This is a genomic window from Rhizobium zaerense (genome assembly GCF_051810725.1).
Classification (GTDB): domain Bacteria; phylum Pseudomonadota; class Alphaproteobacteria; order Rhizobiales; family Rhizobiaceae; genus Rhizobium; species Rhizobium leguminosarum_I.
In genome coordinates this window covers 2,440,109-2,465,681 of the sequence record NZ_CM132690.1, presented here as the reverse complement: position 1 = coordinate 2,465,681, position 25,573 = coordinate 2,440,109, and the positions used below count along the sequence as shown (strand labels likewise).

The 25,573-nt window shown below is 60.1% G+C and carries 22 protein-coding genes and 2 pseudogenes; 9 read left to right on the top strand and 15 right to left on the bottom strand.

Going from position 1 to position 25,573, the window contains the following annotated elements:
- Positions 1-75: 75 nt before the first annotated feature.
- Together ACS4RR_RS11860 and ACS4RR_RS11855 are read right to left on the bottom strand one after the other, a co-directional pair.
- Positions 76-582, bottom strand: coding sequence for a GNAT family N-acetyltransferase (locus tag ACS4RR_RS11860; protein ID WP_456190114.1), 507 nt, complete (start codon positions 580-582; stop codon positions 76-78).
- Positions 583-715: 133 nt separating this feature from the next.
- Complete coding sequence (locus ACS4RR_RS11855) at positions 716-1,072, bottom strand: PT domain-containing protein (protein WP_246726657.1); 357 nt, start codon at positions 1,070-1,072, stop codon at positions 716-718.
- Positions 1,073-1,361: 289 nt separating this feature from the next.
- Here ACS4RR_RS11855 and ACS4RR_RS11850 point away from each other — a divergent pair, with 289 nt between their 5' ends.
- Together ACS4RR_RS11850 and ACS4RR_RS11845 are read left to right on the top strand one after the other, a co-directional pair.
- On the top strand, positions 1,362-2,765 hold the full coding sequence (locus ACS4RR_RS11850; protein ID WP_456190113.1) for a pyridoxal phosphate-dependent decarboxylase family protein: 1,404 nt from the start codon (positions 1,362-1,364) through the stop codon (positions 2,763-2,765).
- 77 nt (positions 2,766-2,842) lie between these two features.
- Positions 2,843-3,163, top strand: a complete 321-nt coding sequence (locus tag ACS4RR_RS11845) for a low molecular weight protein tyrosine phosphatase family protein (protein ID WP_456190112.1) — start codon at positions 2,843-2,845, stop codon at positions 3,161-3,163.
- A gap of 275 nt (positions 3,164-3,438) precedes the next feature.
- On the opposite strand, the gene ACS4RR_RS11840 is transcribed toward ACS4RR_RS11845, so the two are convergent.
- Complete coding sequence (locus tag ACS4RR_RS11840) at positions 3,439-4,017, bottom strand: hypothetical protein (protein WP_245268360.1); 579 nt, start codon at positions 4,015-4,017, stop codon at positions 3,439-3,441.
- Positions 4,018-4,322: 305 nt separating this feature from the next.
- Between ACS4RR_RS11840 and ACS4RR_RS11835 the strand changes: the two genes are divergently transcribed.
- Entirely contained in the window at positions 4,323-5,108 is a 786-nt protein-coding gene (locus ACS4RR_RS11835) for a class I SAM-dependent methyltransferase (protein WP_017964828.1), read from the top strand.
- A gap of 168 nt (positions 5,109-5,276) precedes the next feature.
- Here the strand turns inward: ACS4RR_RS11835 and ACS4RR_RS11830 are convergent, their stop codons facing one another.
- From ACS4RR_RS11830 to ACS4RR_RS11815, 4 genes are all read right to left on the bottom strand, one after another.
- Positions 5,277-5,699, bottom strand: a complete 423-nt coding sequence (locus ACS4RR_RS11830; RefSeq protein WP_017964829.1) for a TIGR02594 family protein — start codon at positions 5,697-5,699, stop codon at positions 5,277-5,279.
- Between the two features lie 103 nt (positions 5,700-5,802).
- Complete coding sequence (locus tag ACS4RR_RS11825; RefSeq protein WP_456190111.1) at positions 5,803-6,033, bottom strand: hypothetical protein; 231 nt, start codon at positions 6,031-6,033, stop codon at positions 5,803-5,805.
- Between the two features lie 171 nt (positions 6,034-6,204).
- Positions 6,205-7,380 (bottom strand): MFS transporter, encoded by a 1,176-nt coding sequence (locus ACS4RR_RS11820; RefSeq protein ID WP_170280807.1) that lies wholly within the window; start codon positions 7,378-7,380, stop codon positions 6,205-6,207.
- Between the two features lie 340 nt (positions 7,381-7,720).
- On the bottom strand, positions 7,721-8,620 hold the full coding sequence (locus tag ACS4RR_RS11815) for a LysR family transcriptional regulator (RefSeq protein WP_017964831.1): 900 nt from the start codon (positions 8,618-8,620) through the stop codon (positions 7,721-7,723).
- Positions 8,621-8,811: 191 nt separating this feature from the next.
- Here ACS4RR_RS11815 and ACS4RR_RS11810 point away from each other — a divergent pair, with 191 nt between their 5' ends.
- On the top strand, positions 8,812-10,128 hold the full coding sequence (locus ACS4RR_RS11810) for an MFS transporter (protein ID WP_456190110.1): 1,317 nt from the start codon (positions 8,812-8,814) through the stop codon (positions 10,126-10,128).
- Positions 10,129-10,252: 124 nt separating this feature from the next.
- On the opposite strand, the pseudogene tyrS reads toward ACS4RR_RS11810, so the two are convergent.
- Positions 10,253-11,529, bottom strand: a pseudogene (gene tyrS / locus ACS4RR_RS11805) (tyrosine--tRNA ligase).
- Positions 11,530-11,868: 339 nt separating this feature from the next.
- On the opposite strand from tyrS, the gene ACS4RR_RS11800 reads away from it, so the two are divergent.
- Entirely contained in the window at positions 11,869-13,770 is a 1,902-nt protein-coding gene (locus ACS4RR_RS11800) for a potassium transporter Kup (protein WP_456190142.1), read from the top strand.
- Between the two features lie 99 nt (positions 13,771-13,869).
- On the opposite strand, the gene ACS4RR_RS11795 is transcribed toward ACS4RR_RS11800, so the two are convergent.
- A complete protein-coding gene (locus tag ACS4RR_RS11795; protein WP_456190109.1) occupies positions 13,870-15,453 on the bottom strand; it encodes a Na+/H+ antiporter in 1,584 nt (527 codons plus the stop codon).
- A gap of 337 nt (positions 15,454-15,790) precedes the next feature.
- Between ACS4RR_RS11795 and ACS4RR_RS11790 the strand changes: the two genes are divergently transcribed.
- On the top strand, positions 15,791-16,564 hold the full coding sequence (locus tag ACS4RR_RS11790; protein WP_260108929.1) for a dioxygenase family protein: 774 nt from the start codon (positions 15,791-15,793) through the stop codon (positions 16,562-16,564).
- Positions 16,565-16,648: 84 nt separating this feature from the next.
- Here the strand turns inward: ACS4RR_RS11790 and ACS4RR_RS11785 are convergent, their stop codons facing one another.
- The 3 genes and pseudogenes from ACS4RR_RS11785 to ACS4RR_RS11775 all read right to left on the bottom strand — a co-directional run bounded on the left by ACS4RR_RS11785 (position 16,649) and on the right by ACS4RR_RS11775 (position 18,617).
- Positions 16,649-17,425 (bottom strand): molybdopterin-binding protein, encoded by a 777-nt coding sequence (locus tag ACS4RR_RS11785; protein ID WP_456190108.1) that lies wholly within the window; start codon positions 17,423-17,425, stop codon positions 16,649-16,651.
- Positions 17,422-18,263: pseudogene (locus ACS4RR_RS11780) on the bottom strand (cytochrome b/b6 domain-containing protein). Before ACS4RR_RS11780 ends, ACS4RR_RS11785 begins: the two are co-directional and overlap by 4 nt.
- Before the next feature lie 84 nt (positions 18,264-18,347).
- Positions 18,348-18,617 (bottom strand): pentapeptide MXKDX repeat protein, encoded by a 270-nt coding sequence (locus ACS4RR_RS11775; RefSeq protein WP_017964840.1) that lies wholly within the window; start codon positions 18,615-18,617, stop codon positions 18,348-18,350.
- A gap of 234 nt (positions 18,618-18,851) precedes the next feature.
- Here ACS4RR_RS11775 and ACS4RR_RS11770 point away from each other — a divergent pair, with 234 nt between their 5' ends.
- The 3 genes from ACS4RR_RS11770 (at position 18,852) to ACS4RR_RS11760 (ending at position 20,506) form a co-directional block, all read left to right on the top strand.
- Positions 18,852-19,400, top strand: a complete 549-nt coding sequence (locus ACS4RR_RS11770; protein WP_017964841.1) for a sigma-70 family RNA polymerase sigma factor — start codon at positions 18,852-18,854, stop codon at positions 19,398-19,400.
- Positions 19,397-20,041 (top strand): NrsF family protein, encoded by a 645-nt coding sequence (locus tag ACS4RR_RS11765; protein ID WP_260108934.1) that lies wholly within the window; start codon positions 19,397-19,399, stop codon positions 20,039-20,041. Before ACS4RR_RS11770 ends, ACS4RR_RS11765 begins: the two co-directional genes overlap by 4 nt.
- 183 nt (positions 20,042-20,224) lie before the next feature.
- On the top strand, positions 20,225-20,506 hold the full coding sequence (locus tag ACS4RR_RS11760; protein ID WP_130785932.1) for a nodulation protein: 282 nt from the start codon (positions 20,225-20,227) through the stop codon (positions 20,504-20,506).
- Between the two features lie 66 nt (positions 20,507-20,572).
- Here ACS4RR_RS11760 and ACS4RR_RS11755 read toward each other — a convergent pair whose 3' ends face one another.
- From ACS4RR_RS11755 to ACS4RR_RS11745, 3 genes are all read right to left on the bottom strand, one after another.
- Entirely contained in the window at positions 20,573-22,066 is a 1,494-nt protein-coding gene (locus tag ACS4RR_RS11755; RefSeq protein WP_260108935.1) for a right-handed parallel beta-helix repeat-containing protein, read from the bottom strand.
- A gap of 437 nt (positions 22,067-22,503) precedes the next feature.
- The gene (locus ACS4RR_RS11750) at positions 22,504-23,991 is read right to left on the bottom strand and encodes a right-handed parallel beta-helix repeat-containing protein (protein WP_260108936.1); all 1,488 of its coding nucleotides are present in this window, start codon (positions 23,989-23,991) and stop codon (positions 22,504-22,506) included.
- A gap of 522 nt (positions 23,992-24,513) precedes the next feature.
- A complete protein-coding gene (locus tag ACS4RR_RS11745) occupies positions 24,514-25,485 on the bottom strand; it encodes a DMT family transporter (RefSeq protein ID WP_222291260.1) in 972 nt (323 codons plus the stop codon).
- Positions 25,486-25,573 lie beyond the last annotated feature (88 nt).

Sequence of the window (25,573 nt, the reverse complement as noted above, 5' to 3'; positions counted from 1 at the left end):
CGGCATGCTGCAACCCCAACCCCGCTTGAGGTCAATAGGTCAGACGAACGGATATGGGCTGATATTCGGTGGGAGTTAACCGACCAGACGGCGAGCCATCATGACGTCGTCGATCTCCCTGCCCTCTTCCAGAACCCCGCCGGGAATCCGGCCGATCTCTGAGAAGCCTTGCCGCTGATAGAAGCGTATTGCCGCCGGGTTCTCCGCGCTGACGAAGAGTTCGAGCTGCAGGATGCCGATGTCGCGCGCATGGTCGGCCACCGCGCTGAGCAGCTTGCCCGCAAGGCCCGTTCCGCGCAGGCTCCTTCTGACGTAAACCATGATGATCGTCGCGCGATGGGCCATTTTGCTCGATCGCTGCCGAAGCATGCCCGTTATGCCAACGGGTTCGCCATCCTGAAAGGCGATGAAAACCGGCTCGTTCAGGCGATTGCGCCACTCCTCGAGAGAAAGAGCCGCCCAGTCTTCGTAGCGGCTTGCAAAGAGGGACGGTTCGGCGCGAAGCGCTTCCAGGCGGATACGCCGGAAGGCCTCCACTTCGTCTGCCTGGATGTGTCTGATCGTCGTGCCGCTTCCATCCATCGGGACCTCCTGCAAGATGAGAGGTACTCTCAATACAGATGGCCCAGCCGTCAACCGGTGTCAGCAAGTCTCGTCCTTCGGCCTATGCTTAGAGTTATGAGATCGACTAGAAATCCATCATCTCAAGCGCCGATCACTGCGCCGGACTACCCAGCCGGCCGCCCTTCCGGACGACCGGTTCATCGCTCGGGCCGACCACCGATTGATCGGTCGGCCTCGCAGCCGGTTCGCCGGTTGGCCCGACCATCGGTTCACGGGCTGGCCCGTCGACCGGTTGGCCAGTGGATCGGACGACCAAGGGATCGACTGGTTGGACGGCGGCAACTGGCTCATCAGTTGGTTCGGCCACCGATTGATCGGTTGGCTTGTCGATCTTGAACCGCACAACTTCGCCGATGGTGAAGACAAGAACTATCCCGACCAACGTGCATGTCAGCGCGTAGAGAAGGAAATATTTCAGTGCATATCCCTCGCTGTTTGGCAGCACCAACTTGACAATGGTGCAAATGATATTTCCGCATTATTGAACGATACTTGCGACGAAGGCAATCATTTTTCAACAAGAGCCCCAAATTTTGAAAAATGGACAGCACTGAATAATGTAGTTATTGTATATAGTTAGCAAGCCTCTCCCCGATGCTCAAATTGTCTTGAGGGTCTGGGCAAGGACGAGGAACAGCCAGGGGCAAAGACAGCGTCGGCGATATGGGCTAGCATGGCGCCAGCAGCCTGCTTTTTGAGGGCGGTCCTTTAGGATCGGCGGCGGCAGGGGGATCCGCATGTCGGCAATCGCATCTCTGTTTCAGGAGGCCGCCCGCCTTGCCGCCGCGTTCCGGCAGGCAGCGCCCGCCCGCCATATGCCCACCCATGACTACGCAGCCTCGCTTGCCTGTTTCGACGAGCCGCTGCCGGCGGCCGGTTCCGATATGCTTGATGTCATCAGGCGCCTCTCGGATGGCGCAGAACCTGGGCTGCATGCAACCACAGGGCCGCGCTTTTTCGGCTGGGTCATCGGCGGCTCCCATCCGGTCGGAGTCGCCGCCGATTTCCTCACCAGCGCCTGGGGCCAGAATGCCGGAAACCATGTCGTCGCACCGGCCGCGGCGGCTGTCGAGACCGTCGCGGCGAGATGGCTTCTCGATCTCCTGAAGCTGCCGGCGGAAAGCTCGGTCGGCTTCGTCACGGGAGCGACGGTGGCGAACTTCACCTGCCTTGCCGCCGCACGCGGCGAGGTGCTGCGCCAGGTGGGCTGGGATGCCGATGCAAAGGGCCTGTTCGGTGCGCCTGAGATTACCGTGCTCATCGGCGACGACGCCCACACCACCGTCTTCTCCGCGCTTCAGTTCCTTGGCCTCGGGCATGATCGCGTGCTGCGCCTGCCCACCGACGTGTTGGGCCGGATCGACCCGACGGCATTCCTGGGGGCGCTCGATTCCGTCGCCGGTCCCTTGATCGCCGTTCTTCAAGCTGGGCAAATCAATACCGGCGCTTTCGACGACTTTGGCAAGATCATCCCGCCGCTGAAGGCGAAAGGCGCCTGGGTGCATGTTGATGGCGCTTTTGGCCTCTGGGCGCAGGCTTCAGCGAAGACCAGCCACCTCAGCCGCGGCATCGAAGCGGCCGACAGCTGGGCGACCGACGGCCACAAGTGGCTGCAGACGCCCTATGATTGCGGCTATGCGATCGTCCGCAACGAGCTCGCCCATCGCCGCGCCATGACGATCGCCGCGAGCTATCTGCCGCTCGCCGGCCAAGGGGAACGCGATCCCTCACACTACGTGCCCGAGCTTTCGAGAAGGGCCCGCGGCTTTGCCACTTGGGCGATGCTGAAACATCTCGGCCGTGACGGCATCGCCACCCTCATCGACCAGTGCTGCGCCTCCGCGCGGCTGATCGCCGATCTCCTGTCGCAGCAACCGGGCATCGCCATTCTGAACGAAGTGGCGCTGAACCAGCTCGTCATCCGCTTCGGCGCCGACCTGCCCTCCGAAGAAGGCGACACATTGACCCGAAAGACGATCGAAAAGATCCAGGCGGACGGCATGATCTTCGCCAGCGGCGCCAAATGGCGCCGCCGCGACGTGCTCCGCCTCTCCGTCACCAATTTCCAAACGACGTCAGATGAGGCGCAACGCGCCGCAGAAAGCATCATCGCTGCGTTCAAGAGCGTCAGCCGGGGGTGACACACCAACTCCCTTGGTTCGCCCGGGCGCGGAATTGTGCTATCGCGGGCCTCGCTCACTCCAAGAGAGATCGAAACGTGAAAAACGTCCTGTTCGTCTGCAGTCAGAACAAGCTTCGCAGCCCGACGGCCGAACAGGTCTTCGCGAGCTGGCCTGATATCGAAGTCTCCTCGGCAGGCACCAACAAGGATACCGAAAACCCGCTGTCGACAGAACTGATCGAATGGGCCGATATCGTCTTCGTCATGGAGAAGGCACACCGTGCGAAAGTCCAGGGCAAGTACCGGTCAGCCCTCAAGGACAAGCGGTTGATCTGCCTTCATATTCCTGACGACTACGATTTCATGGACCCCGCGCTCGTGCAGCTGTTGAAGGCGAAGGTACCTCGGCATCTCTAGGTTCGACGGTCTCGATCCCGAGTCATCTTGGCGACGTCCTTCCCAATTTCGGCAACGAACCTTCCGTTTACGCTGCCCATTTCTTGACCTTATATTTCTGCCATCAGCGGCAAATGCCGGCAGAAAGGCAGGAACCGAGCGCGATGCCAAAAATGCCCTGAAGAAAGTCATCAGAGCACCTATTGTCGGCCGAGTCGTCCACTTCGACTACCGCAAACCACTGAGGTGGTGCCAACTGCCTTGATCAAACAGCCCGCCCCTTTATCATCGATTTCTCATGCCTCGCGATTAGAGAGAACGTGGCTTCTGATCATGTGAATCGAGATATTCAGCAATTTCACCCCGACGCGTCCCCGCCCATTGCCATGACCAAATACATTTGCAAGTAAATGATCATAAGCTTCCAGTAGAGAGAGCCACAATTCGTCACCACCCACCTCTTGCTTCAGCTCTTCACCTTTCTGAAGTGCCTCCCAATATTCCATGACAAGATAAACGATCTTAGGATCACGCTCTGCCAGTTCAACCAATTGCCGTAACATCGCGGCAGTTCCCTGTTCAAAGCGCGTTTCACCGGACGCTTTGTCGCGATACGGGAGATCGACCACAAGTTCGTCGTCGGGCGCAACCTCATAATGGGCCAATTTTTCTGGTGCGCATTCGGGCGGCACATATATTGCGAAGCAGTTGTCTTGATTGTCGTTGAGCTTGAGAAACGCGTCGCGCATAAAACTTGGCAGTTTCTCCAGTTCTTCGGGCGCGATTTCTTGCAGCCGGGCGAACCAGGCTCGGAAGTCTCGACTGTGCCATAAAGCTTTCAATTCGCTCTGCTGTTCATGTGAAAGAGCAGTCACAATCCTTTCCTCCATTTCTCCACGTGGCTCAAACTTGCATTACTCCGCGCCTGGGAAAAGAGCTATGTCGAGGCGCATCACCGCCTTCGCCGGCCGTGAGCGCTCGGAAGTGTAAAGGCCTCGCTTCCGTCCTTGACGCGGACGCGGCAATGGATGCTCAATCCGATGTTCTGTACCGGGCGATTAGCGTTCCCGAATGTCCAGGCAGGCAGCATTGCCTGCCTCCTTTTAGTCGCCCGTCTTCCCATTGCCAGAGGCTGCGGTTATAGCTCTCCGCCCATCCCGATCAAGCAAGGAGGAAAGCCATGAACGCCAATGATGTCGCCGCCCATTGGGAGAGCAATGCCGAGACCTGGACGATCTATAGCCGCGCCGGCTATGACAAATATCGCGACGCGCTGAACACCCCGGCCTTTCTTGACATGCTGCCGCCGGTGGCGGACCTTGCTGGGCTCGACCTTGGTTGCGGCGAAGGTTCCAATACCCGTGCCGTCGCCCGCCTCGGCGCCCGCATGACCGGTCTCGACATCGCCCCGACCTTCATTCGCTATGCCCGCGAGACCGAGACGCAAGCGCCGCTCGGCATCGACTACGTGCTCGGCGACGGCCAGAGCATCGATTTCCCGGAAGCGAGCTTCGACTTCGTCACCGCCTTCATGTCGATGATGGACATGGCCGACCAGCGCCAAGTGCTGAAGGGCATCCACCGCGTCCTGAAGCCGGGCGGCTTCCTGCAGTTTTCGATCCTGCATCCCTGTTTCGTGCCGCCGACGCGCCGCAATATTCGCAATGAAGCCGGCCAGCCTGTCGCGGTTGAGATCGCCGATTATTTCGACGAGCGCGACGGCCGGATTGAGCGCTGGATTTTCTCCTCCATACCGCAAGCGGAACGGGCGACGCTGACGCCGTTTGCCATTCCGCGTTTTCACCGGACGCTGTCGACCTGGGTGTCGATGATCGTCGAAGCGGGACTGACGATCGAAGCTTTCGGCGAGCCCATGGCGTCAGTCGAGGTGGCGCTCGCCGAGCCAATGGTTGCCGATACCCGCATCGCGCCGATCTTCCTCCACGTCAGGGCGCGCAAGGCCTGAAAACCCACTGGTCCGGGAAAGCCCGAAACATTAGCTGCAAAAACTGCCTGCCTCTTTTACAAAAGTTACCCCTTTAAAACCTCTCAGCCAACGATTCTGACAAGAGGTTTTCAAGGAGTGATACTTCGCCTTTTTCGGAAGCGATGCCTGCTCACGTTCCTTACGGCATCATCGTCGCACGGCGACGACCGAACTGGCGCGATATCTGGACAGCTGGACCCGGTTGGATTGGTTGCCGCCGAACAAGTAGACGTACTGCCGGCCCGGGTCGATGTGATCGAACAGGCTCACATGAAAGCGCCGGCCGGTGCGGATCACCACGACATCGCCTCGCCTGGCGGAGCGGACGCCGACCGGTTGGCCGAAACTCCTCCAGGACGCTGCCATGTTGGGGTTGGGCGGCGGCTGTCGCGAAGATCGCTTGGCGACAAAGGCTAGAAATGCGCCGCACCACGATACCCGGCGCGGATTGATGCCGAGGAAGGAGATGGAGCGTTCATGCATGCTTTTGTATCGGGATGCCGTGCCGAGCATGTCCGCCTCACAGGGCACGGCAAGGGCCGTGAGGACGATGACGAGAATAACCTTCATAGTTACCCACCATTGTTTGTATAATGTTGAAAATCCGAAATGTGGCGAAGAATAAAACAGGCGAGGCAACGTAGATGCGAATTATGGCGTGAATTAGAAACAACTAATACTGGCATTTTGGCGGCAGAAATTTGTCCGAAGCGAGGCGCGGAACGCCGCCTGTGAGCCTCACCTTGCGGCAGAAGGCGACGATCGAAAAACCCGCAAACATATGTTTTGCAAGCACGAAAGGCTGGAACTTCACCATCCGAACCAGTTTCATTCCGAGGAGATCGACCGCGCCCGCAAGTACTTGAACGACAAGACCATTCGTCCAGAGTCGACGGTTGGGCATGACCTTGGCTCGTCACCTATATGAGCTATATTTCAGGAGATCATTTGTAATACTTCGACGCGATGGGAAATACATTGCGCCTCGCTCCATTCACCAGCAAAGGCCGGTGGTCGCGCTCTGCCGGTTTCGAACATGCACGACCTTGGGATCGCCGACGGGCGGCGCAGCGTCTCAACCCTGCGGTTGCACCGGTTCGGGATGCCCTGTGACCGGCGCGGAAGCAGCGGCAAGCGCCTTGGTGACCAGGAGTGCGGCACCGATAACCGGGACAACCATCCAGTACGAAAACCGGATGCCGAAATGTTCGGCAACAAGGCCGAGCAGCGGCGGCCCTGCGAAAAACACGAGAAACGTCGTCTGCGCCAGCGCCGCTACGTTAACCGGTGCGGGGCGATCCGTGCGCCGGGCCGCAGCCGAGATGGCAAGCGGATAGACCGAAGAGCAGCCAATACCCGTCAGGCCGAAGCCTGCGAGCGCGACAACAGGGTGTGTCGCCGTCGCAACCATGACGAGACCGATGGCCGCGATCCCAAGGAGAGTGATTGCGACCGGCCGCGGATTGAAGCGGTCGATGACAGGGTCCATGCCGAGCCGCCCGATGGCGATGAACGAGGAGAAAATGGTCACGCTGAGCCCGCCGACGAAGGGTTCGACCGCAAATACGTCGCGCATATAGATCGCCGACCAATCGACGCTTGCGCCTTCGGCGAGAAGCGGAGCTGCGGCGACAAGGCAAAGGGGGAGCAGTTCGATCGTCGGAAAAGCGATGATCGGAGTATCTCCGAGGTGAGCGTCCTGCCGCCGCGGCGCATTCTCGATCCCGGAGAAAACGATCGACCCGGCAATCAAGACGGTCACGAGGGTGATGAAGCTATGCAGTTCGACGGAGACGGCAGCCTGCCGCAAGCCGGCGGCAACAAGGGCGGTGATGCAGAAGCCGAGGCTCCACATGCCGTGAGCCCGGCTCATGATGCGGTACCCAAGCAGCGCCTCGTGGCGATCGGTTTCGATATTGGCGTTGATCTCGAATGCTCCGGTGAAAACGCCGGCAATGAAGAACAATGGCACCGCCAGAAGAGCTGATGGCATCCAGGGGATCAGCGCCAAAAACAGCGACGCACCGAAGACGGTGACGAGGGCCATGGTGCGCGCACCGAACCTCTCGATGAAGCTCACCGAGAACGTCAAGCCGCAGAGAACCCCGGAGGACAGGACGGCGAGCAGAAGGCCAAGCTCCCCTTCGGTCAGGCTGAACTTGAGCTGAAGGTCGGGCAGCCGCGAAACAAACGCCCCCAGGGAAAGGGCCACGGCAAACTGAATGAAGAAAATGCGATGGTGCGGCTTCATCTCGGGGACTCTGCTCCGATTGGGGCGGGATTGAAGCCCAGGCATCCGACGGCATAGCTAAACAGTCCGACGAAATGGCGACTGGCTCGGACACCCGCGATCTCAGGATTATCGACCACCATTACTGACAGCCTCTGTCAGCAATGGTTCAGCCGCCGATAATTTCACAGTGGTTGGCAGCCGCTCACGACTATGTCCGCTTATTGGCGCCATCAGCGATCATCATTCGGCGCTACCGAGCAGCAATTCTCGCTCCCTGCATCACCGGGACTGCACTGAACAACATCGCTGATCACATCTGCGGAATGGAACGAAGCGCTTGCTTTGGCGGGCTACGCACTCAGTTCATTGAGTGGAAGGTCTCAAAAATCAGCGCCCTCAGCCAGCGATGCACGGGATCTGCGTCCATGCGGGGGTGCCACGCCTGCACGATGTTGAAACCCGACACGGGCACGGGCAGGTCAAAGGTTTCGATATGGCTTATCGCGGCGGACTTGCAATAAGACTTCGGAATCGAGCCGATCAAATCGGATGCCGCCGCAACGGCTATCACCGCGGGAAAGCTTGGCACGATCAGTCTGACATCACGGACATGGCCCAATTCGGCGAGCGCCCTGTCGATCGGACCGGCAAAATCCGCTTGCGTCGAGAAGAGCACGTGGCCCCAGGCAGCATAACGCTCCGCCGTTATCCGATCTGCATCGAAGATCGGGTGTCCTAGCCTTGCGAGACCGACATATCGATCCTCGAAAAGGGTTTGGCAACGCAATTCCCCGCTGTCTCGCGGGAGGACACCGATGTCCAAATCTATGGCTGCGTCCCTCAAAGCCTGAACATCCTTGTCCGATCTCGGCGCAAAGCGAAGCCTTATCCCCGGCGCAGCGCTCGTCACGGCGGCGCTGAGACCCGCGGCGTAGAGAAGCACGAATGCCTCATTGGCACGGATCGTGAAATGGCGGCGCACCTCCCGGATCTCCACGGTCGACGGCGGACTAAGCACGGCTTGCACGGCTTCTTTCAACAAATGTACCTCGGCGCCAATCGCCAGGGCATGGGGCGTCGCAACCATGCCGCGCCCGGCCGGCACAAGGATCGGATCACCCAGCGCAGTCCTCAGCCGTGACAGCGTCCGGCTCATGGCGGACGTGCTGAGGCCAAGCCGACGAGCGGCAGCCGATACACTTTGCTCGCGCAGCAACGCATCCAGTGCCACCAAGAGGTTGAGATCGAGATCGGACATGGCTGAATTCTATTCAGGTATGGCGCAATACGCAACAGTCAATTGATTTTGTTGCGTCTGGCGCGTGCAATCAGCAAAGCCTAAGTAGTCGACCATCCACCAAACATCGAGGAGTTCTCATGTCCCTCACCTATGCCGCACCAGTTTCTCAAGACGGCCTGACGTCGCCTCGACGGTACCTGGCTATTGCCATGTTGCTTCTGACGCTTGTTCTTGTCGTTTTGGACGGAGCCATTGCCAATGTCGCCTTACCTTCGATCGCGGTCTCGCTGCACGCCGAGGCGGGTAGCACCGTATGGGTCGTCTCGGCCTATCAGCTGGCCGTGCTCGTCGCCATTCTTCCATGTGGTGCGCTGGGTGAAATCTACGGCGCGCGGCGGGTCTTCTTGATCGGCGTCGCGCTGTTCACCGCGGCTTCCGCGGCCTGCGCCTTTGCGGGCGACCTTCCCTTGCTGATCCTTGCTCGTTTCGCGCAGGGCTTGGGAGGTGGCGCGATCATGGCGCTTGCCATGATGAACCTGCGCTCGGCCGTGCCGCAACATATGCTCGGTCCGATCATCGGCATCAATGCCATGGTCATCGCCATTTCTTCCGCTGCCGGCCCCGGCATTGCCGGCGCCATTCTTTCCGTCACCACCTGGCCTTGGCTGTTTGCAGTCAATATACCACTCGGCGCCATCGTTCTGCTCGGCGGCGGTCAGCTCGGGCAAATTCAGGGCGCGAAGCGAAAGCTGAACGCCAAGGCGATGCTGGCCAACACGCTGATGTTCATCCTTTTCTTCTGCGGCGCCGACCGGATAGCGATCGCGCCGATAAGCGGTGCCGTCCTCATTACCGCCTCGCTGGCCTGCCTTTTCGTCCTGCTGCGCCTTGAACGGGACAGTGACGCACCAATCGTTCCCACGGACCTGCTGGCGGAACCGGCATTCCGCGTGGCGGTCATCGCCTCGGTATCCTGCTTCTGCGGCCAGATGCTGAGCTACATCGCGCTGCCCTTTTACCTTCAACGCACGCTGCACATGACGCCGGTTCTGGCCGGTCTATACATGATGCCCTGGCCTGCCGCGACCGCGATCATCGCGCCCATTTCCGGACGTTTGGCAAACCGCGTCAAGACGGCATGGCTTTGCGCCATCGGCGGTGCGCTGCTCGCCCTGGGCCTCCTGGTGGTCGGAATCACCCCGCCCGACCCGAGAGGTATCTCGTTTCTCGTCGGCACTGTGATCGCCGGCCTCGGTTTCGGACTGTTCCAAACGCCGAACAACCGAATTCTCCTTCTGTCGGCGCCGAAAGCCAGAAGCGGCGCCGCCGGCGCCATGCAAGGCACCGCGCGGCTCCTCGGCCAAACCCTGGGCGGGATCTGCATGTCGATCATCTTCGCAACATTGCCGTTGTCGAGCGCGCTCGAATTTGCGATCGTCACTGCAGGCGGCTGCGCGGCAATAGCGAGCCTGGTCAGCCTGAGCCGGGCTCGCTATGAAGTCGCGAGACAGCCTGGAGCGACTTGAACAGGCGGCTCGTGGTCGTTCGGGTGAAAGAAGGCGCTGCCGCACACTGCCACATCAAACTTGTATCAATGGGGAGCGCGACAGGTGGTCGAATTTGCCCGCTCCCCGAATTGAACACGCCACGCTAGGCCGGCTGAAGGAGGATGTGTCGCTTCCTGCCGACTGACAGCCGGATCACGCCGTCCTGGACGTCGGAGTCGCCAAGCCGCGTTGTCTCGTCTTTCACGCTGCCGCCGTTCACCCGCACCCCGCCGCCGACGATCAATCGACGTGCTTCGCTTTTCGACCTGGCGAGCCCGGCAACGACCATAGCGTCGACCAACGGAAAATCACCGCGAAGGCTATCCGGGAGATTGATTGTCGGAAGACCCGTCGGCACCTCGCCTGCTTCGAAGGTGCGCCGGGAGGTTTCGAAGCTTGCGCTGCCGCATCTGCCCCGTGGCACAGGCTCGTGATCTGGTCGGCAAGGATCTTTTTCCCTTCGTTGATCTCGGAATCCCGAAGCACTTCGAGGCGTGCAATTTCACTTAAGGGCAACTCAGTGAACAGCCTGAGAAAACGACCCACGTCGACATCTGCCGCATTTCTCCAGAATTGCCAGAACTCATAAGGCGACAACCGATCGGCGTTCAGCCAAACCGCGCCCGAAACGCTCTTGCCCATCTTCGCACCCGACGACGTCGTCAGCAGCGGGGCAGTCAATCCAAACAGCGCTCGCCCGCCAATCCGCCGTCCAAATTCGACGCCGCTGACGATATTGCCCCACTGGTCGGAGCCACCCAGTTGAAGCAGGCAGCCGCGGCTTTCCGCGAGGACATGGAAGTCGTAAGCCTGCATGACCATGTAGTTGAATTCCAGCAATGACAGCGATTGCTCTCGTTCCAACCGTTGGCGCACGCTCTCCGATGTGAGCATCCGATTGACTGAAAAATGCGGTCCGATATCGCGCAGGAAATCGAGATAGTTGAGCCCGCCCAACCAGTCGGCATTATTGACCATGACGGCATCGGTCGGGCCGTCCCCGAACGCGAGGAAGCGCTCGAAGACCCTCCGGATGCCGATCGAGTTTTTCATGATCTGCTCTTGGCTGAGAAAAGGACGCGACGTGTCGCGGAAACTCGGATCGCCCAGGCGGCTTGTCGCACCGCCGAGCAAAGCGATGGGTTTGTTACCCGTCTTCTGGAACCACCGCAGCATCATGATCGGAATGAGATGGCCGACATGCAAGCTGTCGGCGGTGAGATCGAAGCCGCTATAGGCCGTGCCGGCTCCTGAACAAAGCCAGCTGTCGAGCGCTTCCAAGTCGGTGCATTGATGCAGGAAGCCGCGCTCGCTCAGAGTGCGAAGAAAGTCGGATCTGGGTCCGGTGGGCTGAGAGGATGGTGTCACGAGGGTCTCCATTTGAGCCGATGAGGCCGGAGACCATCTGTTGACACACGTGCCGCCGACCGTGCGGCGTCTCAAGTGTCAGGAATATGACCTTGCGCCGCTCTATGGGAGCAGCGTGTAATAGAAGCTCGATAGGTTCAGGGTGCAGGTCATGCATCCATATTTACCATGCGACAGCGCAATCACAAGGGGATATGAATTGACGAGGCTGAACGGATCGCGACGACGCCCTCCCATCCCCGCATCCGCCTCCGCCCCTGGCAAAAAAAATCGCACCCGTATCAATTTGCTTGCCGTTCTGCAATGCGGCATATGTTTGTGCTCATAGGCAAGTCGGATGAGCGGGGTACGATGACGTCGACGCATATGGATAAGACGGGGGATGGCGTCGGCCGGAAGGGCTTTGTCGGGCTGGTCATCGGCGCGGTCGGCGTTGTCTATGGCGATATCGGCACCAGCCCGCTCTATGCCTTCCGCGAGGCGCTGAGGCCCTTTGCCGCCGATGGCGTGCATGAGGCAGAGGTCGTCGGCCTGATTTCGCTGATGGTCTGGACACTGACGATCATCGTGACCTTCAAATATGTGCTCTTCCTTCTCAGGGCAGACAATGACGGCGAAGGCGGCACGCTTTCACTTCTCGCCCTCCTGATGAAGAAAATGGGACGAAACGTGCCGCTGCTCTTCTTCGCCGGCCTGATCGGCGCCGCCCTCTTCATCGGCGATGCGATGATCACGCCTGCTTTATCGGTCATGTCGGCGCTCGAAGGCCTGAAATTGATCACGCCCGCCTTTGCCGGATACGTCCCGCCTCTGTCGGCGGCGATCATGATCGTTCTCTTTGCCGTCCAATCAAGGGGAACGGCCGCCGTCTCAATGTTTTTCGGGCCGATAACGGTGTTGTGGTTTCTGGCCATGGCGGCGGGCGGCCTGCTCCATATCGGTGACGATTGGCGGATTCTGGGCGCGCTCAATCCGGTGAATGCATTCCTGTTCCTCACTCATGCCGGCCTTGTCGGCCTCATCGTGCTCGGCGCCGTCTTTCTGACGGTGACGGGTGCGGAGGCGCTCTATGCCGATCTCGGGCATTTCGGGCGCCGCCCGATCCAGATGGCATGGTTCGTTCTGGTCTTTCCGGCACTGCTCTTGAACTATCTCGGCCAGGGCGCACTGGTTCTCGCCCATCCGGAAGCCGCCATCAATCCATTCTTTCTGATGTATCCTGACTGGGCCTTGCTGCCGATAGTTCTCCTGGCGACGATGGCGACGATCATCGCCAGCCAGGCTGTGATAACAGGCGCATTTTCGCTGGCCCGCCAAGCCGTTCACCTCGGCTTCCTGCCGAGGCTGAGGATCAAGTTCACCTCTGAGACCAACACCGGCCAGATCTATGTGCCGAGCGTCAATCTTCTCCTTCTGATCGGCGTGCTGATGCTGATCTTTTCCTTCGGCGATTCCGAGTCGCTGGCGACGGCCTACGGTATCTCGGTGACCGGCGCCATGGTGATCACGACGATGCTGGCCTTCCAGTTTCTCCGGGCCGCCTGGGGATACTCCCTTGTCCTTGCCGCAGTCGCACTGCTGCCGCTATTCGTCATCGAAGTGGTATTCCTGGCGGCCAATCTGTTGAAAATTCACGATGGCGGCTGGGTTCCGGTCGCCCTTGCCCTGGCAATCATGATCCTGATGTGGACATGGACCCGAGGCCAAGCCTATCTGAAGAGACTGCGGGCCAACAACGAGATCCCGCTCGATTCCTTCATCAGGTCGATCGAGCGAAGGTCGGACCATTCGCCGGTCACCGTTCCGGGAACGGCTGTCTTCCTGACCAGCGTTCCGGACCGGACACCGAATGTTCTGCTCCACAATCTCAAGCACAACCACGTGCTCCACGAACAGAATGTTATTCTGACCGTCTGGACCGAGGACGAACCTTATGTTTCCGATATCAGACGCGTCAAGATCAGCCAGCTCTCGCCGCGCTTTGTGCGCCTCGACATCACCTTTGGCTTCATGGACGACCCCGATGTCACCAGGGCATTGGCTCTCTGCCGCGAGGGCGGCTTCAAGTTCGAGATCATGAGAACCTCCTTTTATCTCGGCCGCCGGAACCTCGTCAGGACGCCGAACACCGGGCTGCCCGGCTGGCAGGAGCGCATATTCATGGCGCTGGAGGGCTTGGCGATCGATCCCTCCGATTATTTCAATCTGCCATCCAACCGCGTCGTCGAACTCGGCGAACAGATCGCCATTTAGGGCAGGACGCCGCGCGGCCTCGTCGTCCGGACCGCGCTTGTGTCAGCCTCGATATCGCAATGCGTTGAAAATGATGTCGAAGGCGCGAGGCGCTGAACCTCACGCCTTGGCCGAGATCGCACTCAGCTCCTCGAGATCGAGATCCCGTTCCAGCTCCAGCAGCGTCTCATCGTCGATCTCGCCGGCGCGATGGAGGCGTATGAGTTCCCGACGCCCGCTGGCAACCGCTTCGAGAACGACGTCGAAATGCGCATGGAGCGCCGGTATGTATTGCTCGGTTTTCTCGGCGTAGTCGATGATCGACGTGGCGCGGCGCTGGTAGCGCTCCAGCAATTGCGGGTGGATGAGTTTTCCTTCCGCGTCATAGGCCAGGCTCTGGACGATGCCGAACTGCGCCTGCGCCATGGCGGCTTCGGCCTGGCTCATCGTCAGGCGCGCATGTTCCGACTCCGGCTCCACCAGTCGCGCCCAGGCAATCACCCGCCCCAATGTCGTACCCTGGATGAGCACGGTGCCGAGAATGACCGCGAAGGAGATGGCGAGGATGAAGTCGCGGCCCGCGAACTCCTCGGGCAAGCTCAGCGCCAAAGCGAGCGTCACCACGCCGCGCACGCCCGCCCAACTGAGCACGACAGCGCCGCCGACGCCAAGCGGTTGGGCCCGTGCGAAGCCCAGGGAAGCACAGAACCTGACGACGAAATCGCAGGCAAAGACCCAGGCAACCCGCGCCAGAACGAGTGCGACGAGGATCGCCAGCATCGGTAGCCCCATCGTCGCGATGACGGTGGTAAAGCCGCCGCCGCGTTCGACGACATCGCGAAGCGACAGCCCGATCAGGATGAAGACCGCCGCTTCCATCAGGAAGATCATTACCGTCCAGAACGAGACGCCGCGCACGCGCATTGCGGCTGATAGCACGGTGTGCTGATGCCAGCTCATGATGAGGCCCGCGGTCACGGTGGCGATGACGCCCGAAACATGCAGCTGTTCTCCGGCGAGATAGGCAATCCAGCAAAGCAGCACCGAGGCCGCGATGACGAGATATTCGTCGCCGAGGCGCCGGACAAGCTTGAACCACGCCGTTCCCACCACGATGCCGATGATGGCGCCGCCGAGCGCCAGCACGAGGAAACTGCCGGCCGCCTCCGTCGCGCTGAAGGCTCCGATTGCGGCAGCGGCAACGGCAAAACGGAAGAGCACCAGGCCGCTCGCATCATTGAGCAGGCTCTCGCCTTCCAGCAGAATCTGAAGCCGCCGCGGCAGCCTGACGCGCTGCAGCACGGCACGCGCCGCAACTGCATCCGGCGGCGCAACGATCGCGCCGAGGGCTGCGCAAGCTGCCCAGGGAATCGATGGAAAGATGAGATGGGCGACGACGGCGATGACCGCGCAGGTGAAGAACACCGCGCCGACGGCAAGCGAGGCGATGCCGATCACATGCCGCCGCAACCGCGCCGCCGCAATGGACCAGGCCCCGTCCATCAACAACGGCGGCAGGAAGATGACGAGCACCAGCTCCGGATCGACTGATATCGCCGGCAACCCCGGTACAAAGGCCAGCAAGGCGCCCCCAATCAGCAGCGCGACGGACGGCGGCAGTCCGAGCCGGTGGGCAACATAGTGCAGCGCGATGATCGCCAGAAACATCGCGATGACGAGCTCGAATAAGTGGGTTGGTTCCATATGCCTCTGCCCTGGCTCAGCAACGAATTTCGGATTCCTTCTGCATAATTCAAATCTGGAGTCGTTTCAAAGAATTGTACAACAATTCAAAGCGTTACCCTGCATTTTCGCGACGAACCCCAGTGCACAGCTTAGAGCAACTCTTCCGTGTGCGAGCATGGGAAGAATACGCCTTCTCGTCAATGCGCGGGACGGAATCTCCGCTTCTGGACCGCAGCCCTACTCTCGGCAGACATCTGACGCCGATGATCGCGTTGCCATCGATCATTGCCTGGATTTAATTGGAGTTTGCTGCGCATCCTCCTTAAATCCTGCGTCTTGAGGCAAAGGAAGACAGATGAAAAGGCGGACCCTTGTGCTTGGAAGTGCGGCCACTGTCGCATCATCCGTGGCTGCGGCAATCTGGCCACGGCGGCATATCGCTGTTGCCGCCAGGACATTCGAATGGAGGGGAACCGATTTCGTAAGCGGCGGCACAAAGTCGATCGCCCTGGAAAAGCTGCCCAAGCCGCTCTTCCGCAGCCGTCCGAACTGCATCGTCACCGTCGCCCAGACCCTTGGCCCTTGCCATGTCAACAATATTCCTACCCGTCAGGACGTCTCGGAAGGAAAGACCGGGCTGCCTTTGCGGCTCGCCGTCCGCATCGTCCATGCCGCCGATTGCCGGCCGGTCGAAAATGCGGATATCGAAATCTGGCATACCGATCACCGCGGCATCTATTCCGGCCGTGAGGCTGCGGAGATGTGCACGTTCGGCGATGCCGAGGCAATCAGCGGGCTCGCCTTCCGCGGCCGCCAGCTGACGGATGCCAAGGGGCAGGCAAGCTTTTTGACGGCCTATCCCGGATGGTACAAGGGCCGCACGCCGCATGTTCATTGCCGTATCCTCGTCGACGGCAAGGAGCTTCTCGTCAGCCAGATCTATTTCGACGATGCGCTGAGCGACATCATCTATGGCGAGCATCCTGACTATCTCGGGCGCCCTGCCCGCGATACGCGCAACGACGAGGACGGCATCATCCCGGAGGATGCCGCCGACCACATCTTCGATTTCGAGAAGCTCGACAGCGGCGTGCTGTCCGCCACCATCACCATCGGTCTCTCTGCCTGAGCTCCGCACCCTCGACCACGACTACCTCTTCGGCGGTGGAACCCGACATGCGGAAGGCGTCAAGGTCGGCATGTCGGTCGGGGACTATATGCCCGCATACCATTCATAACCGCGATCCTCCCAGAAACCGCCATTGCCGCCGTAGAGCTGGCCGAGATCGGCGACGGCTTCGATGCCGGTCAGGTATTTTGCCTGCTTGTAGCCGAGCTGACGCTCGACCCGGAGCCTGAGCGGCGCGCCGTGGGCGACTTCGAGATCGCGGCCGTTCATGCTGTGGGCAAGGATCGTTTGAGGGTGGAACGCATCGACGAAATCGATGCTTTCGTAATACCAGCCGCTGCCGTCGAGCGTCTTTTCGTATTCGTCGGCGCAGTGGAAGACGATGTAGCGGGCTTCGGGTTTCAGGCCCGCCGCCTGCAGCAGCGCACCGAGCGGCACGCCGGTCCATTTGCCGATCGCGCTCCAGCCCTCGACGCAATCATGCCTGGTGATCTGCGTGCGGGCCGGCAGGGCTTTCAGCTCCGCCAGCGACAGCTGCATCGGCCTGTCGACCAGCCCGCCGATCTCGAGCTTCCAGCTCGAAAACCGCTGGTTCATCCAGTCGATATACCGGGCATTGTCCGGCATGCTCGTGCCATTGGCGCGGAAGGTCGGCGAGATATCGGCTTCCGTGAATTCGCGGGCGAGCGCGTCGTCGCCAAGCAAGAAGCGCTGCGTCTTCATGCTGAAGCCTTCGGCGATCTTCAGAACCGATTTCGTCCGATCGCTCTCGACGAGGGCATCGCAGCCGGCGAGCCCCAGCGCCGATGCCGTCATCGTCGCGCCGATCAGGAAGCGACGCCTTGTAATGATGCGGCTCATGACTTTCCTCCCTGCCCGATGTCGTAATAGCCTGTGATCATCGAACGCAGATTGTTGAACACGCCCGAGACCAGCACCATCGCCACATGCACGGCGACGAAGGCGACGAGCGAGAAAGCGGTCAGGAAATGCAGCGTGCGGGCCGATTGCCGGCCGCCGAACAGATCGAGCAGCCAGGGCGCGACCGCATTGAAGCCCGGCGACATGGTAAGGCCTGTCCCGATCATCAGTGGCAGCAGCACGAAGATCACGGCGACATAGGCGAGTTTCTGCAGCGTATTATAATGGCGTGCCTCGGCCCCCTTGGGAAAGCGCAGCCGGGCATGACTGACGATCTCATGGCCGAGATGCGAAGGCTTCAGTTCTTCGACCGCCGGCAGCAGATCGCGTCGGAAATGCCGGCTGACAAAACCGTAGGCAAGATAGATGAAGCCGTTGATGACGAACAGCCAGGCAAAGAAGAAATGCCAGCGCCGGCCCGATGCCAGATCCTGATAGCTCGGCAAGGTCAGCCAGTTCGGAAAACCGCGCACTGCAGCCTCGCCGTCGACATTCGAAACCCCGAGAACGCCCGTCGTGTCGAAGCTCAATCCACCCACGCGCGTCACCCCTTCAGCGCATCGCCTTCCTGCTCCGCCTCCATGGAAATGAAGGATGGATCGTCATCAGCGCCGTACTGCCCCCAATAGAGCGCCGGGTGGGCATTGAATATCTGCAGGCCGCTGAACAGCAGCACCGTCATGCACAGCACGTTCACCCAATGCGACAGGCGCACCAGCAGGCCATGGCGGTAGAAGAGCGTAGATCCGCTCGCCGTGCCGGCATCGGTCGTGGCCATTATAGTTCCTCCAAATCGACATGAAAGGCCTGACAAAAGAAGACGCGGCCGCCGGCGATAAAGTTTCAGCGGCCGCGGCTAAACTTACTTCATCGCGTCGCAGGCCTTCATCATCGTGTCCTTCTTCATCATGTCCTTCTCCATGCCGGCATTGTGCATGCAGTCGGCCTTGGTGCTGCCGGTAGCCATTGCGTCCTTCGACATTGCATCCTTGGACATGGCGTCCTTCGACATCGCGTCGGTCTTCATGCTGTCTTTCTTCATGGCATCGCTGCTCTGGGCGCTGGCGGCGCCGGCAAGCGACAAGCCGATGACGAAGCTGCAGGCGGCAAGGCTGGAAAGGATCTTGGTCATGAGGGTCTCCTCGGATCGATTGACATGTCCGCCGGCACCCGCCGACGACTCACAGTCCTGAATTCGATCTCCTTGCGAAGACGGTTACAGCCTCACGCTTATGTGATAGCGCTACAGCGCCGCGCGTCTTTTGGAGACGCGCAAAGGACGCTGTACACTTTGAATTGCCGCCGAAAGATTTTTGAACCCGCCTGTAACCAAAACGTCATCCACCCGAATGATATTGCAGACGACATGACGAGCACCCATTCGGAACAAGCACTGAAGATGCTGATGCTTCTTTCCCTCGATGGGGACGAGATAGCCTATCGGCGTCTGCTCGTGACATTGCGAACCCTGCTCGTCGGTTATTACGGCGGGCGGATCGGCACTTCCGCAAAGTCCGACACGGAAGATCTCGTGCAGGAGACGTTGCTGGCGCTGCATTCGCGCCGGGCGACCTATGACAGGGAGCGGCCGTTCACCGCGTGGTTCTTCTCGATCGCCCGCTACAAGCTGATCGACCACCACCGAAAGCATGGCGGCCGGTACAAGGCGGAAATAGAACTGGACGAAGAGATCGTAGACGATTTCAGGGAGGATGCGATTGCAGCGCGCATGGATGTCGAACGGCTGTTGAACGGCCTGCCGCAGCACCAGCAGGAGTTGATCCGGCAGGTCAAGCTCGAGGGGCAGTCGGTGGCCGACACGGCAAGCCGCACCGGACAGTCGGAATCGGCGGTCAAGGTCGGCGTTCACAGGGGCATCAAGGCGCTGGCGGCAAGATTGCGAGGTGGAATGTGAGAGAAACTGAGGACGTGATCGACAGCCTTGTCCGGGATCTGAAGCCGGTGCCGAGACATGCGCTCGAACGCCGCTTCGCGCTCGCCATCCTGCCGGCCTTAGCAGTCTCGCTGCTGCTGATGCTGATCGTCGTCGGCCTTCGCACCGATATGGCGCAGGCTCTGATGCTGCCGGTCTTCTGGATCAAGTCCGCTTACAATGCCCTGCTCGCAATCGCCGCCTTCGCAGCCGTTTACCGCCTGTCCCGGCCGGATGGCTCGGAAGGCCGCTTTTTCGGAATTGCCGCGGCCATCATACTCGCTCTCGCCGCCATGGCAGTCATCCAGCTCGCTTTGTCGCCGGCCGCAAGTTACCCCGTGCTGGTGCTCGGCTCCTCCGCCCTGCATTGCCCGCTGCTGATCTTTGCCTTTGCCATACCGATCCTGATTGCAAATGCCTGGGTTCTCCGTGGCGGCGCGCCGAGCAACCTCGGCATCACAGGCTTCATCGCCGGCATTGCCGCCGGCGCATCCGGCGCCTGGGTCTATTCCTGGTTTTGCACGGAAAACGGCCTGCCCTTCGTCACCCTCTGGTATTCGCTCGGCATCCTCTTGACCGGTGCAATCGGCGCCCTCTTTGGGCCTCGCCTCCTGCGCTGGTAGCACCGGCCGTAGGATTGCTGTGCCGATTGTCCCGTAATGCCGAGCTCGGTCGAAGACGCGCAGCACCGCGACGCTAATCCTTCATCCGGCATGAAACCAGATGCAGCATTCCTGCGTACTACTCTGGGGATGGGTCTTGCGTACCCCCTGAATGGGAAAAGACAGGCGGCGAGGAATGACGGCATGGTCAGGAAAGAAGGCGTAGCCCATATCACCCGGCAAGCCGCGGAACAGGGGCTGGCCAGGCTGATGATGAGGCTGCCTGCGACGCGGGCGACGATCAGAACAGCCGCGGCGAGCCAGCCCCATTTTTACGAATTATGCGGCGCCTACGGCGAAGCCTGCGCCGTCCTCGATCGCATGCGCCGGGATAGATCGGCCGATCCCGCAATCATCACCGAATACGAGATCATCTGCGCGGAAATCGAAGTCGACGTCATCAGGATCCTGCTCGGCGATCAATGAGACTTCGCAAGTGCTGGGCGGACTGCCGCCGCGATGATGCAACGCCATTTGCTGTCGGCATCCCTATCAGCTCAGCAAGTCATTCACATGGATGGAGACGCTCAGCGTATCCGTGTCAAAATGCAGCGAAGTCCCATCGGAGATCTTGTAGTGGAAGGTGTCGCTCACGTCTCCGCTGAGCCCGGCGAGCTTCGCCGCATCGGCCGTATAGGTGTAATCGCCGTCACTGTCGACATGGATGGTGCCGTATTTGCCGGTCAGCGTCACGCCGTCCTTGTCGACGTATTCGCCCTCGAAGCGGCGAAGCAGCAGGGTTCCATTGGCCGAGCTGTCGTTTTCGAGGAGATTGCCGTAATGGGCGGCGTCCAGATCGGAGGCGATTTTCAGGCTGTCATGGGCTGCGACAAGCGCAGGCGCCGTGTCCGTGTGCGTCACATCGCCGACCGCGAGACTATCGCTGCTCGCAAGCATCGTCGCCTGGGCCTCGTCGAGCGTCGTGTTGTTGCTGACGGGAAAAGTGTTCGCGGCGATGATGGTGGGGGAGATGCTGGAGGGCGTGACATCGCTGGCGATGACATTGTCGTGGAACGAGCCGGATGCTGGCCTGTCGACCTTCAACGCCGCTGAGGACAGGTCATCGAAAACGTTGCCGTAAATATTGATATCTTCGCGAACGTAAGTGGGGGTGCCGACAGCGCTGATCGCCACGCCCCATACGCCGTCATGGATGTAATTGCCCGAGATATCGTAATCCCGCGTGTCGCCCTGGTCACCGAGGCCGATGGCGTAGGACCAGCTGTAGCCGCCATAACCTGAAATATCGTTGTCGTGAATAGCGACGTTGGTGCCGGCTTGTGCGCCGATCCCGAAGCCGCCACCGATAATCGCGTTGTCCTCGACCAGGACATTGACAGGCCGAACGAGCGCGATGACGCCTTTCGGCGTCGCTGCACCCGTCTGGTCGAGGTAATTGCCGCTGATCACGATGTTGCTGCTGTCGTTCATCTGCACGGCATCTGCGGCGGTGCCGTGAGCGTTGGTGACGGTGTTGTTGAGAAAATTGACGCCGTTGATCTTCTCGATCCAGACGCCGTCGCCGTTGACGTCGTTGATCGTGCTGTTTTCGATGGTGATGTTCGAGCCGGTCCTGAACGTGACGGAACCTGACTTGCCCGCCAAACCGGTATGATCGACCTCGACGTTGCGCACGGTCCAGTTCGAAACATATCCGCCATAGATGGCTGCCCCGCCAGTGTCCGATATCTTGATATTCTCGATGACGATGTTCGATGCATAAAGGCTGTGAATACCATCGCCGGGGCTATGGATGACTGGCGCATCGCCGACCCCGTAGCTGCCGATGGTGATCGGGGCACTCACTGTGCCGGAATATTTCAGATCGAGCTGGTCATTGAACACGCTTCCGGCGGCAAGCAGCACGCTGTCGCCCGGCTGCAGCTTCAAGCTTTCCACCGCCGAGAACGACAAAAACGGCGTGTCCTCGCTCGTTCCGCTATTGCCGTTGGAGCCTATCGCCGGATTCACATAATAGATCGTCATATCGCCTTGTTCTCGAATTGCCGCGCAGCCGTCTGGATCGGCTGCGACACGTGGATCGGATGTGGTCGGGGCTAAAGGCCGTGGCCTTCGAGATTGCCTTCACGACGGTCGGCAGACCCTGTGGGCCTGCCTTGGTCCCGAGAACGCCTGGCGGAGGCGGTATCCTAAAAATGACAACTTATACGGAAAAAATCTACCAAAAAGCGACCGAAAGGTGAATAAACGGTAATCGTCCTCCTTGGCGACGTATGGTCGCAGGAGTGTAGACGTTCTGTTTCAGGTCAGTCGCCAGCCGGAAAGGTTGAGGCCGCTTGCAGCCCCTTACCCTCACCCGGCGGCAGCCGGATGAGGGACGCTGCGAAGCCATTTGGTGGCGAGAGCAACGCCTCCCCGGAAGGAAGGTCTCCGGGCGTAGCGCCGCTCCCGGCACGCTCACCTCAGCTCAGCAAGCCATCCAGGTGGATGAAGACGGTCAACGTATCCCCGTCGCTATGATGCGAGCTTCCATCGTTGATCCCATAGGTGAAGGATTCGCTTACATGTCCGCTATGGTCAGGGAGTTTCGTTTCATCGAGCGTGTAGGCGTAGTTGCCTTCCCGGTCCACATGGATATCGCCGTATTCCCCGGTCAGCGTCAGGCCGTGCTTGCCGACGGTTTCGTCCCCGAAGCGCCGAAGCACCAGGGTGTCATTGTCCGAGCTGTCGTTTTCGAGGAGATTGCCATGATGGGCAGCGCCCGTATCGGTCAGGATCTTCAAATTGTCATGGACAGCGACAACCGTCGGATCTACGGCCGCCTGTGTCGCCGCGGCAGTCTTGGCAACCGGGCTCGCCAGCGCCGTCTCGACATTGGCGACCGTATGGTTGTTGCTGACGGAGAAGGTGTGCGTGTCGACGATATCAGGCGATATGCTGGTGGCCTTGACGCCGCTCTCGATGGTATTGTTGGAAAAGGAGCCGGATGCGGGCCTGTCGACCTTCAACGCCGCCTGTGAGAGGTCGTCGAAGACATTGTCGTGGACCTTGATATTCGTGCGGTCATAGCTCGGGCTGCCGGCAGCGGAGATGACCACGCCCCGGGCGCCGTCATGGATGTGGTTGCCCTCGATATCGTAGTCTCTCGTATCGCCCTTGTCGCCGAGACCGACGGCAAAGGACCAGCTGTAGCCGTGAAATCCCGATATGTCGTTGTCGTGGATGGCAACATTCTTGCCGGCCTGCGCGCTGATGCCGAAGCCGCCGCCGGTAAGCACATTATCCTCGACCAGGGCATTCACCGGCCTGACGAGCGCGATGACGCCCTTCGGGCTATCGGCATGCGTCTGGTCGAGATGATTGCCCTTAATCAGAATGTTGCTGCTGTCGTTCATCTGCACGGCATCGGCCGTCGCGCCATGGGCGTTGGTGACGGTATTGTTGAGAAGCTTGATGCCTGCGACCTTTTCGATCCAGAAGCCGTCGCCTCTGACGCCCGATATCTTGCTGTCTTCGACCGTGATGTTTTTGCTGCTCCGAAAGGTGACGGCGCCGGCGTTTTCCGACAATCCCGTCTTGGCGATCTCGACGTCGCGGACCGTCCAGTTCGTGACACTGCCGCCATAGATGCCCGCACCTGCTGTATTCGATATCTTCAGGTTCTCGATGACGATGTTCGAGGCATAGAGACTGTGGATGCCGTCGCCGCTGCTGTGGATGACGGGCGCAGCGCCCGTCCCGTAACTGCCGATCTTGATCGGCGCATTCTCGCTGCCGGAATATTTGATATCGAACTGCTCGTTGAACACGCTTCCCTTGGCAAGAAGCACGCTGTCGCCGGGTTTCAGTTTCAAGGATTCCACTTTGGACAAAGTCGCAAAAGCCGAGTTCTGGCCCGTTCCACCGTTGCGGTCGGAACCAGTCGCTGAGTTCACATAGTAGACTGTCATATCGCCATGTTGCCCTGTTCGTCGGATCGCTAATGTCGCCGCCGGGACCGCCCAGGATCGGCCGATCGCATGCGGCGGGGGCAACCGGCCACGGCAAAAAGGCGATAAGATGTTGTCAATGGGGCAATGCGCGCCTCGCGGACCTTATTCCACAGGCAATGGCCTGGTGTGACGAACGTTACAACTTTGGCCGAGAAATCGGCGACTTAGAGATGAATAAATCGCTGCGTGTTTGCGCGGGGTGTACGTCGCCTTCTGTCTGCGCGTCATGTGATTCGTGCCTTCGCTTGCGCTCAGGGGAGGAGCGCCAGCGACGAACGCCATGAGCGCAAGCGAAAGGCGCGCTCCAAGGTGAAACCCTACCCCCTCGCCCTCAAAGCCGAGGTCAGCGGGAACCATGTCGCAGCGATGGGGAGACCTCAGGCCCTACAGCGCCGCGCGTCTTTTCAGACGCGCAAAGGACGCTGTAGCACTTTGAATTGCTGCATAATTTTATCCTTAAATCGATCCCGATTTAAGGAATTATGCAGTAGCCGCTTCGGCCTTGATCTTCGGCTTCAGCAGGATGATGAGAAGCAAGCCGGCGATGATGAGTGCCGCGCCTTCGAGGTGATAGCGCTGCAACTGCTCGCCAAGGATCAGATAGGCGAGCACAGCGATGAAGATGGTCTGAATGTAGAGGAGGACGCCAGCCCGAGCCGCCCCCAGCGTCTCGATGCTACGATTGAAGAGGTAGTACATGACCGCCCCGCCAGGGATCGCAACATAGGCGAGCGCGATAAGCCCGCTGCCGTTGAGCGTCGAGCGTTCGTCTGAGAATAGCTCGGACAGGTAGAAGGGCAGCGCCGTCAGCACCGCCGCACCGAGCAGCAGCACCAGGAGCGCAAGGCGATTCATATCGAATTTCGCGCGGCGGAGCAGGACAGTATAGAGACTGAAACAGAACGCGCCGGCGACGATCCACAGTTCACCCGGGTTGAAGTCGAGCCGCATCAGCGCGTCCGGACTACCCTTGATGATGATGACCACGATTCCGAGAAAGGCCAAGATCGATCCGATCACCTGCCAGCGTCCCATCGGCTCGGCCAGCATCAAGCGGGCAAGGATCATGGTGATGATCGGGATCAGGGCAATGATGATGCCGGCAGTGGTGGCATCGGCATGTTCGAGGCCGACAAAAATCATGCCCTGGCAGATCGCCAGTCCCACGCCGCCAATCGCAAGCAGTTCGAGGGCGCGAGCCCGCACCAGCGCGACCATGTCGGCGAAATGCCGGCGCACGATCGGCATCAGGATCGCGAAGGCGATCAGCACGCGCCAGAAGCAGAGCGCCCAAGGCGGCATCTCCGAAGAAACCCATTTCGCGGCGATATAGACGCCGGCCGACAGCAGCCAACAGAGAATGCCCACGGAATAGCCGGCAGCAAGCGAATTGTCTGCCGCCTGTTCCGTCCCAACCGTGTCGCGATGGACCGCCAAGACATTCATTGCCATGGCCTAGTTATGCCATAGTTTCCGCGGGCTGCACAGATGAGGCGGCGGCGCTCCGCCTGTAGCGGATGTCTCCCTCGGGCCGATCAGG

Coding starts and splice junctions, on each gene's coding strand:
- ACS4RR_RS11860 (WP_456190114.1), bottom strand. CDS start 582: ATGGATGGAAGCGGCACGACGATCAGACACATCCAGGCAGACGAAGTG.
- ACS4RR_RS11850 (WP_456190113.1), top strand. CDS start 1,362: ATGTCGGCAATCGCATCTCTGTTTCAGGAGGCCGCCCGCCTTGCCGCC.
- ACS4RR_RS11835 (WP_017964828.1), top strand. CDS start 4,323: ATGAACGCCAATGATGTCGCCGCCCATTGGGAGAGCAATGCCGAGACC.
- ACS4RR_RS11830 (WP_017964829.1), bottom strand. CDS start 5,699: ATGAAGGTTATTCTCGTCATCGTCCTCACGGCCCTTGCCGTGCCCTGT.
- ACS4RR_RS11825 (WP_456190111.1), bottom strand. CDS start 6,033: ATGCCCAACCGTCGACTCTGGACGAATGGTCTTGTCGTTCAAGTACTT.
- ACS4RR_RS11820 (WP_170280807.1), bottom strand. CDS start 7,380: ATGAAGCCGCACCATCGCATTTTCTTCATTCAGTTTGCCGTGGCCCTT.
- ACS4RR_RS11815 (WP_017964831.1), bottom strand. CDS start 8,620: ATGTCCGATCTCGATCTCAACCTCTTGGTGGCACTGGATGCGTTGCTG.
- ACS4RR_RS11810 (WP_456190110.1), top strand. CDS start 8,812: ATGTTGCTTCTGACGCTTGTTCTTGTCGTTTTGGACGGAGCCATTGCC.
- ACS4RR_RS11800 (WP_456190142.1), top strand. CDS start 11,869: ATGACGTCGACGCATATGGATAAGACGGGGGATGGCGTCGGCCGGAAG.
- ACS4RR_RS11795 (WP_456190109.1), bottom strand. CDS start 15,453: ATGGAACCAACCCACTTATTCGAGCTCGTCATCGCGATGTTTCTGGCG.
- ACS4RR_RS11790 (WP_260108929.1), top strand. CDS start 15,791: ATGAAAAGGCGGACCCTTGTGCTTGGAAGTGCGGCCACTGTCGCATCA.
- ACS4RR_RS11785 (WP_456190108.1), bottom strand. CDS start 17,425: ATGAGCCGCATCATTACAAGGCGTCGCTTCCTGATCGGCGCGACGATG.
- ACS4RR_RS11775 (WP_017964840.1), bottom strand. CDS start 18,617: ATGACCAAGATCCTTTCCAGCCTTGCCGCCTGCAGCTTCGTCATCGGC.
- ACS4RR_RS11770 (WP_017964841.1), top strand. CDS start 18,852: ATGACGAGCACCCATTCGGAACAAGCACTGAAGATGCTGATGCTTCTT.
- ACS4RR_RS11760 (WP_130785932.1), top strand. CDS start 20,225: ATGGTCAGGAAAGAAGGCGTAGCCCATATCACCCGGCAAGCCGCGGAA.
- ACS4RR_RS11755 (WP_260108935.1), bottom strand. CDS start 22,066: ATGACGATCTATTATGTGAATCCGGCGATAGGCTCCAACGGCAATAGC.
- ACS4RR_RS11750 (WP_260108936.1), bottom strand. CDS start 23,991: ATGACAGTCTACTATGTGAACTCAGCGACTGGTTCCGACCGCAACGGT.
- ACS4RR_RS11745 (WP_222291260.1), bottom strand. CDS start 25,485: ATGGCAATGAATGTCTTGGCGGTCCATCGCGACACGGTTGGGACGGAA.